This window comes from Anaerovirgula multivorans (genome assembly GCF_900188145.1).
Lineage (GTDB): Bacteria > Bacillota > Clostridia > Peptostreptococcales > Natronincolaceae > Anaerovirgula > Anaerovirgula multivorans.
Genome location: NZ_FZOJ01000008.1, coordinates 153932 through 169017, shown reverse-complemented (window position 1 = coordinate 169017; position 15086 = coordinate 153932). Strand labels below are relative to the sequence as shown.

The 15086-nt window shown below is 33.7% G+C and carries 18 protein-coding genes; 14 read left to right on the top strand and 4 right to left on the bottom strand.

The window, feature by feature from the left end:
- Positions 1-160: 160 nt before the first annotated feature.
- Genes CHB72_RS10535 through moaC form a run of 3 tightly spaced genes read left to right on the top strand, consistent with a single transcriptional unit; the run spans position 161 to position 3013 of the window.
- Complete coding sequence (locus CHB72_RS10535) at positions 161-1318, top strand: cysteine desulfurase family protein (protein ID WP_089282849.1); 1158 nt, start codon at positions 161-163, stop codon at positions 1316-1318.
- Positions 1319-1325: 7 nt separating this feature from the next.
- A complete protein-coding gene (thiI, locus tag CHB72_RS10530; RefSeq protein WP_089282848.1) occupies positions 1326-2501 on the top strand; it encodes a tRNA uracil 4-sulfurtransferase ThiI in 1176 nt (391 codons plus the stop codon).
- A gap of 29 nt (positions 2502-2530) precedes the next feature.
- Positions 2531-3013 (top strand): cyclic pyranopterin monophosphate synthase MoaC, encoded by a 483-nt coding sequence (gene moaC / locus CHB72_RS10525; RefSeq protein WP_089282847.1) that lies wholly within the window; start codon positions 2531-2533, stop codon positions 3011-3013.
- A 23-nt stretch (positions 3014-3036) separates the two neighbouring features.
- Here moaC and CHB72_RS10520 read toward each other — a convergent pair whose 3' ends face one another.
- The 3 genes from CHB72_RS10520 to pflB all read right to left on the bottom strand — a co-directional run bounded on the left by CHB72_RS10520 (position 3037) and on the right by pflB (position 6683).
- Complete coding sequence (locus tag CHB72_RS10520; protein WP_089282846.1) at positions 3037-3540, bottom strand: MogA/MoaB family molybdenum cofactor biosynthesis protein; 504 nt, start codon at positions 3538-3540, stop codon at positions 3037-3039.
- Between the two features lie 143 nt (positions 3541-3683).
- On the bottom strand, positions 3684-4430 hold the full coding sequence (pflA, locus tag CHB72_RS10515) for a pyruvate formate-lyase-activating protein (protein WP_089282845.1): 747 nt from the start codon (positions 4428-4430) through the stop codon (positions 3684-3686).
- 24 nt (positions 4431-4454) lie between these two features.
- On the bottom strand, positions 4455-6683 hold the full coding sequence (pflB, locus tag CHB72_RS10510; protein WP_089282844.1) for a formate C-acetyltransferase: 2229 nt from the start codon (positions 6681-6683) through the stop codon (positions 4455-4457).
- Between the two features lie 249 nt (positions 6684-6932).
- Here pflB and spoIIAA point away from each other — a divergent pair, with 249 nt between their 5' ends.
- The 11 genes from spoIIAA to CHB72_RS10465 all read left to right on the top strand — a co-directional run bounded on the left by spoIIAA (position 6933) and on the right by CHB72_RS10465 (position 12466).
- Positions 6933-7268, top strand: a complete 336-nt coding sequence (gene spoIIAA, locus CHB72_RS10505) for an anti-sigma F factor antagonist (protein ID WP_089282843.1) — start codon at positions 6933-6935, stop codon at positions 7266-7268.
- A 14-nt stretch (positions 7269-7282) separates the two neighbouring features.
- Positions 7283-7720, top strand: coding sequence for an anti-sigma F factor (spoIIAB, locus tag CHB72_RS10500; protein ID WP_089282873.1), 438 nt, complete (start codon positions 7283-7285; stop codon positions 7718-7720).
- Between the two features lie 12 nt (positions 7721-7732).
- A complete protein-coding gene (gene sigF, locus CHB72_RS10495) occupies positions 7733-8503 on the top strand; it encodes an RNA polymerase sporulation sigma factor SigF (RefSeq protein WP_089282842.1) in 771 nt (256 codons plus the stop codon).
- 112 nt (positions 8504-8615) lie between these two features.
- Positions 8616-8789 (top strand): hypothetical protein, encoded by a 174-nt coding sequence (locus CHB72_RS26520; RefSeq protein WP_176431317.1) that lies wholly within the window; start codon positions 8616-8618, stop codon positions 8787-8789.
- A complete protein-coding gene (locus tag CHB72_RS27750; protein WP_089282841.1) occupies positions 8782-9399 on the top strand; it encodes a stage V sporulation protein AA in 618 nt (205 codons plus the stop codon). The genes CHB72_RS26520 and CHB72_RS27750 overlap by 8 nt, the downstream gene beginning before the upstream one ends.
- 11 nt (positions 9400-9410) lie before the next feature.
- Positions 9411-9824 (top strand): stage V sporulation protein AB, encoded by a 414-nt coding sequence (locus CHB72_RS10485; RefSeq protein ID WP_089282840.1) that lies wholly within the window; start codon positions 9411-9413, stop codon positions 9822-9824.
- 14 nt (positions 9825-9838) lie between these two features.
- Positions 9839-9997: a hypothetical protein gene (locus CHB72_RS26515; protein WP_176431316.1), complete on the top strand. Its 159-nt coding sequence runs from the start codon at positions 9839-9841 to the stop codon at positions 9995-9997.
- A gap of 29 nt (positions 9998-10026) precedes the next feature.
- Positions 10027-10482 carry a stage V sporulation protein AC gene (gene spoVAC, locus CHB72_RS10480; protein ID WP_089282839.1) on the top strand — a complete coding sequence of 152 codons (456 nt, stop codon included), beginning with the start codon at positions 10027-10029 and terminating at the stop codon, positions 10480-10482.
- 7 nt (positions 10483-10489) lie between these two features.
- Entirely contained in the window at positions 10490-11503 is a 1014-nt protein-coding gene (gene spoVAD / locus CHB72_RS10475; RefSeq protein WP_089282838.1) for a stage V sporulation protein AD, read from the top strand.
- Positions 11504-11524: 21 nt separating this feature from the next.
- Positions 11525-11881: a stage V sporulation protein AE gene (gene spoVAE, locus CHB72_RS10470; RefSeq protein WP_089282837.1), complete on the top strand. Its 357-nt coding sequence runs from the start codon at positions 11525-11527 to the stop codon at positions 11879-11881.
- Positions 11882-11893: 12 nt separating this feature from the next.
- Entirely contained in the window at positions 11894-12466 is a 573-nt protein-coding gene (locus CHB72_RS10465; protein ID WP_089282836.1) for a stage V sporulation protein AE, read from the top strand.
- A gap of 33 nt (positions 12467-12499) precedes the next feature.
- Here the strand turns inward: CHB72_RS10465 and CHB72_RS10460 are convergent, their stop codons facing one another.
- Positions 12500-15073 carry a transglycosylase domain-containing protein gene (locus CHB72_RS10460; RefSeq protein WP_089282835.1) on the bottom strand — a complete coding sequence of 858 codons (2574 nt, stop codon included), beginning with the start codon at positions 15071-15073 and terminating at the stop codon, positions 12500-12502.
- Positions 15074-15086 lie beyond the last annotated feature (13 nt).

Here is a 15086-nt window from a genome sequence, read left to right as displayed (position 1 = left end):
GGTGCTTGACATTGTTTATGCTTCAAAATAATATAACTATGATATAGATTAGAAAGAAATGTATTCCTTCTATTTAATAGGAAACAATAAAAATAGTGAAAATCAATGATAAAGGGCAGCATTAAATAATAGCTGTAATAAAGAGTGAAGGTGAAGAATAATGGAAGTATATTTAGACAATGCTGCTACTTCAAAGCCAGCAGAAGAAGTTGTTAATGCAATGCTAAAATCTCTTGTGGAGTTATATGGAAACCCATCATCTTTGCATCGAAAAGGTGTGGAGGTAGAGCGAGAGATCAAAAAGATTAGACGGTTGGTTGCTAAAGCATTGGGCTGTAATGAGAAGGAAATCATTTTCGCTTCAGGGGGTACTGAGGCCAATAATCTTGCTATAAAAGGTTTCATTAAGGCTAATAGTAGAATTGGTAAACATCTCATTACTTCTAAAATAGAGCATAAGTCTGTTCTTAGTCTTTATAAAGAGATGGAAAAGGAAGGGTATAGGGTAACTTATTTAGATGTTGATGCCAAAGGCTTTATTTCCTTACAGCAACTAAGAGAAGCTATTTCTGAAGAAACAATATTAGTAAGTATTATGCATGTTAATAATGAAGTTGGAAGTATACAACCTATTAAAGAAATTGCTGCTATCATTAAAGAGAAAAATCCTAGAACAGGATTCCATGTTGATGGTATTCAATCCTTTGGAAAAATCAAATATTCTGTAAAGGATCTAAACATTGATAGTCTTTCCATAAGTGGGCATAAATTTCATGGACCCAAGGGAATCGGTGCGATATATATTAGAAATGGCATTAAAATAGCTCCACTACTTATAGGTGGTGGTCAAGAAGTGGAATTAAGAGCAGGAACAGAAAATGTTCCAGGTATATTTGGATTAGGTGCTGCTATCAATATTTTACTAGAAAATTATGACAAAAATATCACTAAGATTAAAGAATTAAAAGAATACTTATATAAATTATTAGAAGCAGAGTTGGAAAACATTCATATCACAAGTGGAATAAATGATGATTATGCACCTCATATAATCAATGTTTCTCTAGTGGGAGTAAGAAGCGAAATTATGTTACATAGCTTGGAGTCGGATGGAATATTTGTGTCTTCTGGATCAGCTTGCTCCGCCAAGAAAAAGGGATATAGCCATGTTTTAGAAGCTATGAATATGAAAGAAGATTATATTGACAGCGCTATTAGAATTAGTTTAAGTTATACAAATACAAAAGAGGAAATTGATTATGCAGTGGAAAAAATTAAAAGCCATTTATATAGCTTAAGAAAAATTATCAGGAGGTGAGGGGACTATGGATAGAGTTATTATTATTCGTTATGGAGAAATTATATTGAAAGGGTTAAATAAAAGATTCTTTGAAGACAAGCTAGCCAAGCATATTCGACATGCTTTAAAGGACTTAGGTAAATTAAAAGTATATAAAGAGCATAGTAGAATTTATGTGGATGTAGATGATTACAATGAAGATGATATCATTGATAGAGTTAAAAAGGTTTTTGGTGTGGTTTCCATGAGCCCTGCCAATAGGTTTCCAGTAGATATGGAACAAATAAAAAAAGTGGCATTAGAGGAAATACAGTCCCTTGCAAAGCAAAAAGGAGCAAGAACCTTTAAAGTGGAGAGTAAAAGAGGAGATAAAAATTTTCCTATGAAGTCTCCTGAGATAAGCAAAGAGATAGGTGCCTATATATTGCAAAATATTGATGGACTAACAGTAGATGTACATCAACCTGAAGCTGTAGTTCATGTAGAGATCAGAAACTGTGCTTTTGTACATAGCAAAAAAATCAATGGATTCGGAGGATTGCCTCTTGGAACAAATGGAAAGGCAATGTTACTATTATCAGGAGGTATTGACAGTCCTGTAGCTGGATGGCTAGTGGGAAAAAGAGGAGTAAAGATAGAAGCAATTCACTTTCATAGCTATCCTTTTACTAGCGAAAGAGCCAAGGAGAAAGTTTTAGACTTAGCTAAGATATTATCTATTTATTGTGGAGAATTTAAACTTTTCTCAATAAACATATTACCAATTCAAAAGGAAATCAATGAAAAATGTCCAGAAGAGGAGATGACTATCTTATCAAGAAGATTTATGATGAAAATTGCTGAAAGAGTAGCATTAGAATCAAATTGTGATGCATTAGTTACTGGGGAGAGTATTGGACAAGTTGCAAGTCAAACCGTTAAAAGCCTCCAAGTAACAAACGCTGCAGTTGATATGCCAGTATTTAGACCTCTAATTGCCATGGATAAAGTAGATATTATTGAACTAGCTCAAAAAATTGAAACCTTTGAAACTTCTATACTGCCTTTTGAAGATTGTTGTACTGTGTTTTTACCAAAGCATCCAGTCACAAAACCTAGTTTAGAGAAAATTTTACAATCTGAAGGACTACTGGATGTTGAAGGATTAATAAATGAGGCTATTGAAAACATGGAAGAAGAAATGATTCAATTTGAAGAATAGAGGTAGAGAAAATAGAAGGAGGTAGAATAATGAACGACTTTACGCACTTTAATGAAGAGGGTCGAGCAAAAATGGTGGAGGTAGGTAATAAACTAAATACAAAAAGAGAAGCTATAGCTCAGGGAAGTATATATATGATGCCAGAAACTTTAAAAAAAATCATGAATAATAATATTAGTAAAGGTGATGTTTTAGCAGTATCTCAGGTTGCTGGGATTATGGCAGCTAAAAAAACAAGTGACATGATTCCTATGTGCCATAATATTACCTTAACTGGCGCGGATATTCATTTTAATATTGACCAAGAGAATAATAAAATAAATATACAAGCTACCGTACGGACTACCGGAAAAACGGGAGTTGAAATTGAAGCATTAACTGCTGTTTCAGTAGCGGCCCTTACTATTTATGATATGTGTAAAGCAGTAGATCGAGGAATGAAAATCACTGAGATTAAATTAGTAAAAAAGACAGGTGGAAAATCAGGAGACTTCCTTAGGGAAGAAGAATAAAAAAATAAGCACATTCAATGTGCTTATTTTTTATGATCATTACCACATTCTCCTTCGACACCTTTTAGGATACCAATACCATGAGAAAGGGCAGGTAGAATCACTTCCAAGCTTTCTCTAACACCCTTAGGACTTCCTGGTAGGTTGATAATTAAGGTTTGTTTTCTAATGCCTGACACAGCTCGAGATAACATAGCCTTTGGCGTAATACTGAGGCTTTTCATTCTTATTGCCTCTGATATACCAGGAGCAAGCCTATCCACCACATCAAGTGTCGCTTCAGGGGTAACATCTCTAGGGGAGAACCCTGTTCCACCCGTGGTAAAAATTACATCTATGTTAGCATCATCACACATGGATCTAAGGGCATTTGCTATTTTTTCTCTTTCATCAGGTACGATAATATATTCTTTTAAGATACCGCCAATATCCTTTAAAAGCTCAGCTATTAGAGGACCACTTGTATCCTTTCGTTCTCCAACAGAACCCTTATCACTGGCAGTTATCACACCGATTGTAAATGACATGATATAGAACCTCCTTATTATGTATTCTTTAGTAATACAATACTAGTATAGCCGATAATTTAATGAAGTGCAAAGTTGAATTTGATTATCTAGAAATAGAAAAAGTCTTATAGTGTTAACTACTATAAGACTCTCCTAGGCAATTATACGGCAATTAAATCATATTTATACAAATATCGATACAAAATGTTTTTAAACCGCAAAACATCTGCATCAGTAGCTTCCCTTATTTCTTCCAACGGATAAAACCCTTGGGTACTTAGCCATTTAAATTTTCCCATCGAATGATAAGGTAATAAGTCGATTTTTTTCACAATATTTAGAGTAAAGATAAATTCAGCTAGACTTTTTATGTCAACTTCCTCATCCGTAACAGCAGGAATAACAACATGGCGAATCCATATATCTACTTTTTTTGCGTTTAGATATTTTGCAAAAGATAATATCTTATCATTACTAACTCCAGTCAAATTCTTATGTTTTATAGGATCGATATGCTTTAAATCTAATAATACCAAATCAATATATTTTAAGATCTCATCCATATCAGAATTAAGATGAACAAAACCAGAGGTATCTAAGCAAGTATGAATATTATATTTTTTAAGCTCCTTTAGCAAACTTAATAAGAACTCCAACTGAAGAGTAGGTTCTCCACCGCTAATCGTTACCCCACCACCAGAAGAATCCATAAAAGGAATATATTTTTTTATGTCATTCACTAACTCTGCAACAGTGATCTCTTTACCATCCTGTATATTCCAAGTGTCTCTATTATGACAAAATTTACATCTTAAAGGGCAGCCTTGAAAAAAGATAACATAACGAATACCAGGACCATCAACAGTACCAAAAGTTTCAACCGAATGAATTCTTCCTTCTAAAGACATAAGAAAATCCTCCTTACATTAGATTTATTGCATAGAGCCATGGAAGGTTCTATGGATAATATCAATTTGTTGTTCTTTTGTTAGCTTAATGAAGTTAACAGCATAGCCAGAAACACGAATCGTTAATTGAGGATATTTTTCAGGATGATTCATAGCATCTATCAATGTTTCTCTATCAAATACATTCACGTTAATGTGATGTCCGCCTTGGACAAAATAGCCATCAAGCAAAGATGTTAAAATTTTTATTCTATCTTCTAACGTTTTTCCTAAGGCTTTAGGTACGATGGAAAAGGTGTAGGAAATACCATCCTGAGCATCTTTGTATGGAAGCTTAGCGACAGAGGATAAGGAGGCTAACGCACCTTTAATATCTCGACCATGCATTGGATTTGCACCTGGAGCAAAAGGCTCCCCTTCTTTTCTTCCGTCTGGTGTATTTCCTGTTTTTTTACCATAAACAACATTAGAAGTTATTGTCAATACAGATTGAGTGGGAATAGCATTTCTATAGGTTTTGTTTTTTCTTATGGAATCCATAAATCTTGTTACAAGAGATTCTGCTATTTTATCAACAGCGTCATCATTATTTCCATACTTAGGAAAATCTCCATCTATTTCATAATCAACCGCTAAACCATGTTCATTTCTAATAGCCTTTACCTTTGCGTATTTTATTGCACTTAATGCATCTGCACAAACAGATAACCCAGCGATACCACAAGCCATAGTTCTAATAACATCGCGATCATGGAGGGCCATTTGAATCCTTTCATAAGCATATTTATCATGCATATAGTGGATAACATTCAATGTATTAACATATAACCGAGCAATCCAATCAATAAATGTATTAAACTTCTCCATAACATCATCGTAGTCTAGATAATCAGTTGTAATGGATTCAAACTTAGGACCAACTTGCTTGCCAGATAATTCATCTTTACCACCGTTAATAGAGTACAACAGGGCTTTAGCTAAATTGCATCTAGCTCCAAAAAATTGCATTTGTTTACCTATTGGCATAGCTGATACACAGCAGGCAATACCGTAATCATCTCCCCAATAAGGACGCATTAAATCATCATTCTCATATTGTAAAGAGCTTGTATCAATGGAAATCTTTGAGCAAAAGCTTTTAAATGCTTCCGGCAGTTGTTTGGACCACAATACGGTTAAGTTTGGTTCAGGTGCTGGCCCTAAGTTATACAAAGTATGAAGAATTCTAAAGGAAGTTTTTGTTACCAAAGGCCTCCCGTCTAAACCAACTCCACCAATACATTCGGTTATCCAAGTAGGATCTCCACTAAAAAGATCATTGTATTCGGGTGTTCTTAAGAATCTAATCATTCGTAACTTCATTACAAAATGATCAATTAACTCTTGAGCTTCTTCTTCAGTTAGATTACCTGAAGCAATATCCTTTTCAATATAAATGTCCAAGAAGGTCGAAACCCTACCTAAACTCATAGCCGCTCCATTTTGCTCCTTAACGGCAGCTAAGTAAGAAAGATAGACCCATTGAATGGCTTCAAAGGCATTGGTAGCAGCATTAGAAATATCAAATCCATATGTCTCAGCCATTTCTTTTAACTCTTTTAATGCATTGATTTGCTCCTGTATTTCCTCTCTAAGCTGCATCGTTGTTTCATTTATACAATCTAATTCCAGAGAAATCTTTTGTTGCTCTTTGTCTTTTATTAGTCTATCTACTCCATAGAGAGCCACTCTTCGATAATCTCCAATAATTCGACCTCTACCATAGGCATCAGGAAGCCCCGTAATAATACCAGCTTTTCTAGCCTCTAACATTTCTTTTGTGTAGACATCAAAGACACCATCATTGTGAGTTTTTCGATATTTATAAAAGACATCCTTAATTTGTGGATTTAATTTATAGCCATAGGCTTTACAAGCACTATCTACCATTCGAATACCACCATAAGGCATAACAGCTCTTTTAAGAGGTGCATCTGTTTGCAATCCAACAATTTTTTCAAGATTTTTATCAATATATCCTGGCTTATGGGATATAATTGTAGAAATCGTATCAACATCTATATCTAAGGTACCATTGTTTTTTCTTTCTTCTTCCATTAATCCTAAAACTCTATTCCATAGCTCATTAGTGGCATGAGTAGAGCTTTGTAAGAAATTATCATCTCCATAATAGGGAGAATAGTTAGCCTGTATAAAGGTTCTAACATCTATATCTTCAATCCACTTGCCTTTGTCATTTCTATAGGTATTCATCACCTGGATCACTCCTTTAATGAAATTATTATCTTCAAGGAAATTATAACACAAAATACTGTATATTGTATACAGTATTTTTAAAAAATCTTAATCTAGTTTTTCTAGTATAGTACTAGCTAATGAACGATGTTATATTATATTCAACAAAATCTTTAATAAAGCAACAAAAGTAGTGGTTTTTCTTTGAAGGAATAATTTGTTTATATCTAGAAATAGTAGTCATCAATTTAAAAGGAGGGAAGGACATTGCAATTATATTATGAAAATATTGATAATACACTTATTGTAAAGTTACAAGGTGAATTGGATCATCATGTTGCGGAGAAAATTAGGGTAGAATTAGATGAAATGATTTCCAATAAACGATCGAGAAATTTAATTTTTAACTTAAAAGAATTGAATTTTATGGATAGTTCAGGTATAGGTGTTATTATTGGGCGGTATAAGAACATTAATAAATTTGGGGGTAAGGTTGCAGTAATAGAAGTATCAGAAAAAGTAGATAAGATATTTAATTTAGCTGGGCTGTATCGTATTATTGATAAATACAAAAATCAAAAGGATGCTCTTAAATGTATGTAAAGGAGTGTAATATCATGGAATATAAAAATTATATGAAATTAGAATTTCACAGCAAGTCTCAGAATGAAGCCTTTGCTAGAGTCGTTGTAGCAGCATTTGCTGCCCAATTGGATCCGACTATTGAGGAAATCTCCGATATAAAAACAGCAGTATCCGAAGCTGTAACCAATGCCATTATTCATGGTTATGACGATAAAAATGAACTAGTAACGATAATATGTAGAATAAATGATAATGAATTGGAAATTATAGTAGAAGATAAAGGTAAAGGCATAGAGGATATTGGAAAGGCAAGAGAACCCTTATATACTTCCAAACCTGAGCTAGAACGTTCAGGTATGGGTTTCACAGTGATGGAAACCTTTATGGATACAGTTGAAGTTAATTCTGAAATGGGAAAGGGAACTAAAATTTCTATGACTAAAAAGTTCAAAAGCCTGGATGAAGATTAAGGGGTAGATAAAATGAATATACCAGCATTTTCAGGGGAATATAACGAAATATTAGAACATGAAGAAACGATGAAATTGATTGAAAAGGCACAGAAGGGAGACATGAAGGCACAGGAAATATTGGTGAGTCATAATTTAGGGTTAGTGCGTAGCATGATTAATCGATTTACTAACAGAGGCTATGAAAAGGAAGATTTATTTCAACTGGGATGTATTGGACTTATTAAAGCTATAAAAAAATTTGATTCCAGTTATGATGTTAAGTTTTCTACTTATGCAGTTCCAATGATTGTTGGAGAAATAAAGCGTTTTCTAAGAGATGATGGAATTATTAAAGTTTCTAGAAATTTAAAACAAACAGCTTCAAAGGTTAAAATCACAAAGGAGAAGCTCTTTAAAGAATTAGGAAGAGAGGCGACTTTGCAGGAAATCTCAGATGATTTACATATTGAAAAGGAAGAAATTGTAATGGCATTAGATTCTAATGCCCATCCAGAATATTTGTTTGATATTATTCATCACGATGATGGTTCACCAATATATTTAATGGATAAAATTAGCAAAGATGATTCATTAAATGATACTGAGGTTATTGATAGAATACTGCTACAGGATACATTAGCAAAATTAGAACCACGAGAACGTCAGATTATTATTTTAAGGTATTTTAAAGATAAAACGCAGACAGAAATTGCTGAGGTGTTAGGAATATCTCAAGTTCAGGTATCGAGAATTGAAAAAAAAGTATTGCAGATTATGAAGGAATTAATGAAGAAGCCATAATGGCTTCTTTTTTATTTATTAACCCATAGATTATTAGGTTATAAATTTTATCAAATTATAAAAAGAATTAAAAAAAGTTTTTGGATCATAATAAGTTAAGGAAGGTGATTATATGACGAGTTTAATAAAAAATTTTAGACATATTATTATAACTATTGGAATTTTGTTATTGATTTTAGGAACATGGTATTTTTTTAGCAATAGACAGATAAAAGAAGCTCCTGATAGGGCGGATTTAGTATTATATGGACAATCTATTGAAAACTCAGAGGATTACAATGGATAATATAATATATATCCAATCAAAAAAAAAAGTAAAGCTAGAAAAAAATCAGCCTATATTACTAAAGGACTTAATGGATATCTATAGTAGTGATTATAACTTAAGAAAAGAAATTGAGAACATTGAATATAAGATTCAAGATAAAAAAATAAAGAATACTTTCATAATTTCTGTATTTTCAATTATCTCTTTAATTAATCTTCAATTTCCAAATTCAAATATTAGTGTAATTGGAGAAACAGACATATTAGTAAGCTTTCAGCATAAAAGCAATAGAGAAGACAGTAAAGGTAAGTTAATAAGAGTGATATTAGTTTGTTTTTTGCTTTTTGTAGGAGCTGCAACTGCTATTATTAATTTTCACTCAGATGTAGATATGCCTGAAACACAAAAAACAATTTATCGAATTATAACTGGTAAAGAAAGTGATAATCTTTTGCTTTTACAAATACCATATTCTTTAGGTATAGGTGTTGGAATGTCAGTATTTTTTAATCATATTTTTAGAAAGCGTATTAATAATGAACCAAGTCCGTTAGAAGTAGAGGTCCACTTGTATCAAGAAAATTTGGACCAATACATAAAAAATAATAGTGAGAAACATACTAAATAGAAGGGATTATAATGGAGTTGATCATATTACCAATCATAGGGTTTTCCAATGGGATTATTGTAGGCAGTGGCATTGTTGCTTTGCTTACTCTATTAGATATTATCCCAAGATTAGCACAACTAACTAAAACCTATAATTATATATCAATCTATGAAGATGTAATTATTTATAGTGCAGCGTTAGCAGCATTTTTTTCTTTAGCTAAAATGGGCATAAATACAGGTGTAGCATTTGTTATCATCGTTGGATTTTTTATGGGGATTTTTATAGGGTTATTAGCTTCAGCTTTAGCAGAAGTTATGAATGTAATTCCAGTAATTGTAAGAAGGTTTCAAATAGAAGAATATGTTTTTCACATTGTATATGCTTTAATATTAGGAAAAACAGTTGGATCTTTTATACATTGGATGGTAATACATAAGTAAAGGAGAAATGATATATGCAAATAAACAAAGGTTATCATAACAGGTTAGAAATTAATCCTATGAAGTTAGAAAATTTGGAAGAGAAAAAAGTAATTCATCAGTTTGAAAATAAATCAATCCATATAAATCTGGATAAATTAGAGGATAAAAAAAAGGCAAATGAATTAAGATAATTAAATTATGTAGATTTAGAGGTGACGTAATGAAAAAAAACCAACCATCTCAAAGTGATTATGAAAAATTTATTGAAGATAAAATACCTAAACCGAATTATTTAAAAAACTGTACCTGGGCTTTTATTGTGGGTGGACTGATATGTACTATTGGTCAATTTATTCATAATAGGATTGAAGCCGCTTTAAATCTAAGTCATCTAGATGCTACTAATGCAACAATATTAATCATGATTTTTATTGGAGCATCATTAACTGGAATAGGTGTATACGATCTAATTGGCAAAAGAGCAGGAGCAGGATCAATTGTTCCCATAACAGGGTTTGCAAATTCTATTGTTGCGCCTGCCATGGAATTTAAAAGAGAAGGATATGTATTTGGCATTGCGGCTAGAATGTTCGTATTAGCAGGACCTGTTTTAGTTTACGGTATCACATCATCTGTAGTGGTAGGTATACTATATTACTTTTTGAAAATAAGGTGAATAGGATATGCTAAATAAAAAAATAGGCAAACAAACAATTAAGTTTTTAGAAGCCCCTAAAATTATATCAGCAAATGCTATTGTAGGACCAAAAGAAGGGGAAGGTCCCTTAGCCCAACATTTTGACACAATTTTGGATGATGATTTATTTGGCTTAAAAAGCTGGGAAAAAGCTGAAAGTAAGATGATAGAAGAAACCGTTAAAGCGGCTGCTTCAAAGATAAAACTTTCAATAAAAGATATAGACTATTTCTTTGCAGGGGACTTATTAAATCAATTAATGTCTTCAACCTTCGCTGCTAGAGATCTGCAAATACCCTATATTGGTTTATTTGGTGCTTGTTCTACTTTAACAGAATCCTTAAGTTTATCTGCAATGATGATAGATGGGGGTTATGGTGATTATGCAGTAGCTGCAACCTCTAGTCATTTCTCTACAGCAGAAAGACAATTTAGATTTCCGTTAGAATTAGGAAATCAAAGGCCTTTGACTTCTCAATGGACAGTAACAGGTGCAGGCGCAGCCATACTATCTAATAAAGGAAAAGGGCCAAGTATTGCTTATGCAACGATAGGGAAGGTTATTGATTTTGGTATATTTGATGCTAATAATATGGGAGCCGCGATGGCGCCAGCAGCAGTTGATACCATTAAGACACATTTTAGTGACACCGGTTTATCACCAAGTGATTACGATTTAATTATCACTGGTGATTTAGGTGTTATAGGAATGGATATTGCCAAAGATTTACTAATGAAGGAAGGCATTAATGTTAGTCATAACTTCAGTGATTGTGGTGTTAAGATATTTGATCATGAAAAACAAGATACTCATGCTGGAGGCAGTGGCTGCGGTTGTTCAGCAGTAGTTTTTTGTGGCTATCTATATACAGAATTAATAGAGAAAAAAATCAAGAATTTATTATTAGTCTCCACTGGGGCACTGTTATCTCCCACCAGTATTCAACAGGGGGAATCAATTCCTAGTATTGCTCATGCAGTAGCAATTAGAAGCAGCTAAAGAACTAGGAGGTGTATCACTATGGGTTATATAAATGCATTTGTTGTGGGGGGATTAATTTGCCTAGCAGGCCAGTTATTGATGGATGTAGCAAAACTCCCTTCTGCTAGAGTACTAATTATTTTTGTTACTGCAGGAGTAATATTGACCGCAATAGGTGTCTATGAACCTTTAGTAAAAATAGGTGGGGCTGGAGCTACTATTCCTTTACCAGGGTTTGGCTACTCCTTAGCTAAGGGTGCTTTTAAGGGGGTAGAAGAAAATGGATTGATAGGCGCTTTTTTTGGAGGAGTTGAGGCTACCTCAGGTGGTATAACTGCTGCCATAGTATTTGGCTATTTAATGGCTATTATTTTTAATCCTAAAACAAAACCGTAGAAGGAGAAAAAAATGGGTGATAAAAAGAAAGTAATTTTAGTTACTGATGGTGATATGTGTGCAAAAAAAACTATAGAAACTGCAGTGAAAAACATAGGAGGCAGATGTATCTCAAGGTCAGCAGGTAATCCTACGCCAATTACTGCAAAAGAAATTATTGAACTGGTAGAACAAGCTAAATATGATCCAATAGTAGTTATGGTAGATGATGAAGGAAATGAAAATATGGGAATTGGAGAAAAGATACTATGTCAGCTTATAAAGCATCCTTCTATCGAAGTTATTGGGGTAGTGGTAGTAGCATCTAATACGAGGGATGTAGAAGGTGTACATCCTGATTTTTCAATTGATGCTTATGGCAACATTATAGAGGAAGCTGTTGATAAAGAAGGGAACGCAACTAACAAAAAGATCCTGTATGGAGATACTGTAGATATCGTAGAAAAGTGTAATGTGCCAATTGTTATTGGGATAGGTGATATAGGGAAGATGAAAGGTAAGGATGATCGGAGAAAAGGTGCTCCGATTATAACAAAGGCTTTACAGGAAATATTGAACAGGAGTGAGGGGGATTTAGTTAATTGACAAAAAGAGCAGAAAACTCTGCTCTTTTTGTTATTAATTATTATTTGGAATAGAATCAATAATTGGATCGTCAAGATATGGTTCATAGTACTCATCATCTGGCCACATATCATCTGGATTTTCATTATCTATCAAATCATCTGGCAAACCATCTAAATAAGGGGGTAAACCAAATCCATCTACTAAAGGGTCATAGTATTCTTTTGGAAGGTCATACATATAATCATCAGGAACGATGCCCCCGTGTTTTTCAGGATAATATGGTACTGGTCTCTGGATAAATACTTTAGACTCAATTTCCCAAGGTGGAGTTTGTTCAGTAGCTAGTTTTCCAGTTGGAACGTGGATGTCAGCCATTACATGAACATCACAGTATTCTGTGGGTTCTGTTCCCCGCACAAAGATTTCTGTTCTAACAGTACTACCTCTAGGATCTAGGGAGCAAAACTCAGTTGCTAATTTTCCAGATTTAGTGCAAATACTTTTCTTTACGATATTATCAGCTGGTTCAAAATCCTTTGGACTGTGGTCAGCATGAATTCGCTTCATAATATTACTCCATACCTGAGCAGCCATGACACTGCCTTGTGGTAGTTTATCAGGGGTATCATAACCAATCCATGTAGATGCTACATAATAAGGAGTATAGCCTACAAACCAAGCATCTTTTTGATCGTTAGTTGTACCGGTTTTACCAGCAACGGGAATTTGTGAGTTGTTACTGTCTAATCGTGCTTTACTGCCTGATCCTGATGTGACAGCAGATTTTAACATATCTGTCATAATATATGCTACTTCTGGAGAAACAACACGCTGTTTCTCTGGTTTGTTTTCTAAAATCATATTTCCGTGTTTATCTTTTATTTCAGTAAAGGTAATAGGTTTCGTATAAATACCTTCATTAGCTAAAGTACTAAAGGCACCAGTCATTTCTACTGGAGATACACCGTGAGTCATTCCTCCTAAGGCAGTTGAATAGGTAGTATCCATAAACTTTCTTCCATTAGCCGTAACATAAGGATTTTCTGGTCTTACTACGGTAGTGATTCCCATTTTTTCCATATAATCAAACATAATGTTAAAGGCTGCAGCATCATTATAGTTACCTAATCGATGAATGGTCGTAACAGCACCAACATTACTAGATCTCTGAATTGCTTCTCTTATTGTTGAGAGTCCAGGGAATTTATGATTATAATTTGCTGGATAACGTCTTGTAGGATTACCTCTATCATAATAAACTGGCACATCATCAATCACTGTTGCAGCAGTCAAACCTAAATCTATAGCAGGTGTATAAACAGCAATTGGTTTAATAGATGAGCCTGGTTGTCTTGGGCTTAAAGCTCTATTATAGATTTTACGGCCGGTTATTCCACGACCACCAATCAGGGCTTTTATTTCTCCATTTGTATGGTCCATAATAACCATTGCAGATTGGGGTTGTACATTTCCGTCCTCGCCTACAGTTAATAATGGACGACCTTGAGGGTCAACAAAATTATCCTGATTCTCATATTCTTCATCTAATATTTTTTGCATTCTTGAATCTAGCGTACTATATATTCTTAAACCGCCTGAGTACAGCATATTATTAGCTTCTTCTCTTGAATGACCTTTATTCATAAGGGCAGTAAGAACTTCATCTTTTACTAAATCTCCAAAATAGGAGGATGTTTGTTCACTTGTAAATCTACTTGGGGCAAGCTTAGCTTTAATATCTTCATTTAAAGCAGTATTATATTCTTCCTCTGAAATCATGCCTAGTCGTTTCATATTGTTTAACACCAAACGTTGTCTTCCTTCAAATTCATCATTATAAACTATAGTATATATTGGATGACTATCATCTAGAATATCATGTTTATCTACATCCACATGCTGTTTTTCCAATGTTCTCATTGGTGGGTAACGGGAAGGATTTCTAGCAATCCCTGCAATAAGAGCAGCTTCTGCAATAGTTAAATCCTGTACATCTTTAGAAAAGTATACCTGTGCAGCTGCTTGTACTCCATAAGCACCACTACCTAAATTAATGGTATTTAAATAAGCCTCTAATATTTGTTCCTTTGAAAGCTGTCTGTTTAATTGAACTGCATAGTACATATCCTGTATTTTTCTAGTATAGGTTTGATCAAGGGTTAAATATAAGTTTTTTGCTAACTGCTGATTAATGGTGCTGGCACCCTGTCTTGAACCTGTTTTTAAATTAGTCCATGCTGCTCCGAATATACGCTTAAAATCAAGACCATTATGGTTCCAAAAACGTTCATCCTCAATAGCTATAAAAGCGTTTATTAAATGATCCGGCATTCGACTATAATCAATGATATCCCTATAACCTTCGGTTTGTACTTTTTCTATAACTTGTCCTTCTGAATCCAATATAAAAGAACTTTCATCAAGCCTATCATAGATATTAGAAGCATCAATTGGCTCTGTATCTTTTATGATACCAGCTACAATTCCAACTACAGCTCCAGCGCCTATAAAGCCAACTAAAATAATAAGAATGGTAAGGGTTAAGAAAAACCTTCTCAGTTTAGTCCTTTTTGTCTTTTTAATAGATTTATTACTTGTATTTTCTGGTTGCTTTTTTTGTGACATACATATACCTCCA

Coding starts and splice junctions, on each gene's coding strand:
- CHB72_RS10535 (WP_089282849.1), top strand. CDS start 161: ATGGAAGTATATTTAGACAATGCTGCTACTTCAAAGCCAGCAGAAGAA.
- thiI (WP_089282848.1), top strand. CDS start 1,326: ATGGATAGAGTTATTATTATTCGTTATGGAGAAATTATATTGAAAGGG.
- moaC (WP_089282847.1), top strand. CDS start 2,531: ATGAACGACTTTACGCACTTTAATGAAGAGGGTCGAGCAAAAATGGTG.
- CHB72_RS10520 (WP_089282846.1), bottom strand. CDS start 3,540: ATGTCATTTACAATCGGTGTGATAACTGCCAGTGATAAGGGTTCTGTT.
- pflA (WP_089282845.1), bottom strand. CDS start 4,430: ATGTCTTTAGAAGGAAGAATTCATTCGGTTGAAACTTTTGGTACTGTT.
- pflB (WP_089282844.1), bottom strand. CDS start 6,683: ATGAATACCTATAGAAATGACAAAGGCAAGTGGATTGAAGATATAGAT.
- spoIIAB (WP_089282873.1), top strand. CDS start 7,283: ATGGAATATAAAAATTATATGAAATTAGAATTTCACAGCAAGTCTCAG.
- sigF (WP_089282842.1), top strand. CDS start 7,733: ATGAATATACCAGCATTTTCAGGGGAATATAACGAAATATTAGAACAT.
- CHB72_RS26520 (WP_176431317.1), top strand. CDS start 8,616: ATGACGAGTTTAATAAAAAATTTTAGACATATTATTATAACTATTGGA.
- CHB72_RS27750 (WP_089282841.1), top strand. CDS start 8,782: ATGGATAATATAATATATATCCAATCAAAAAAAAAAGTAAAGCTAGAA.
- CHB72_RS10485 (WP_089282840.1), top strand. CDS start 9,411: ATGGAGTTGATCATATTACCAATCATAGGGTTTTCCAATGGGATTATT.
- CHB72_RS26515 (WP_176431316.1), top strand. CDS start 9,839: ATGCAAATAAACAAAGGTTATCATAACAGGTTAGAAATTAATCCTATG.
- spoVAC (WP_089282839.1), top strand. CDS start 10,027: ATGAAAAAAAACCAACCATCTCAAAGTGATTATGAAAAATTTATTGAA.
- spoVAD (WP_089282838.1), top strand. CDS start 10,490: ATGCTAAATAAAAAAATAGGCAAACAAACAATTAAGTTTTTAGAAGCC.
- spoVAE (WP_089282837.1), top strand. CDS start 11,525: ATGGGTTATATAAATGCATTTGTTGTGGGGGGATTAATTTGCCTAGCA.
- CHB72_RS10465 (WP_089282836.1), top strand. CDS start 11,894: ATGGGTGATAAAAAGAAAGTAATTTTAGTTACTGATGGTGATATGTGT.
- CHB72_RS10460 (WP_089282835.1), bottom strand. CDS start 15,073: ATGTCACAAAAAAAGCAACCAGAAAATACAAGTAATAAATCTATTAAA.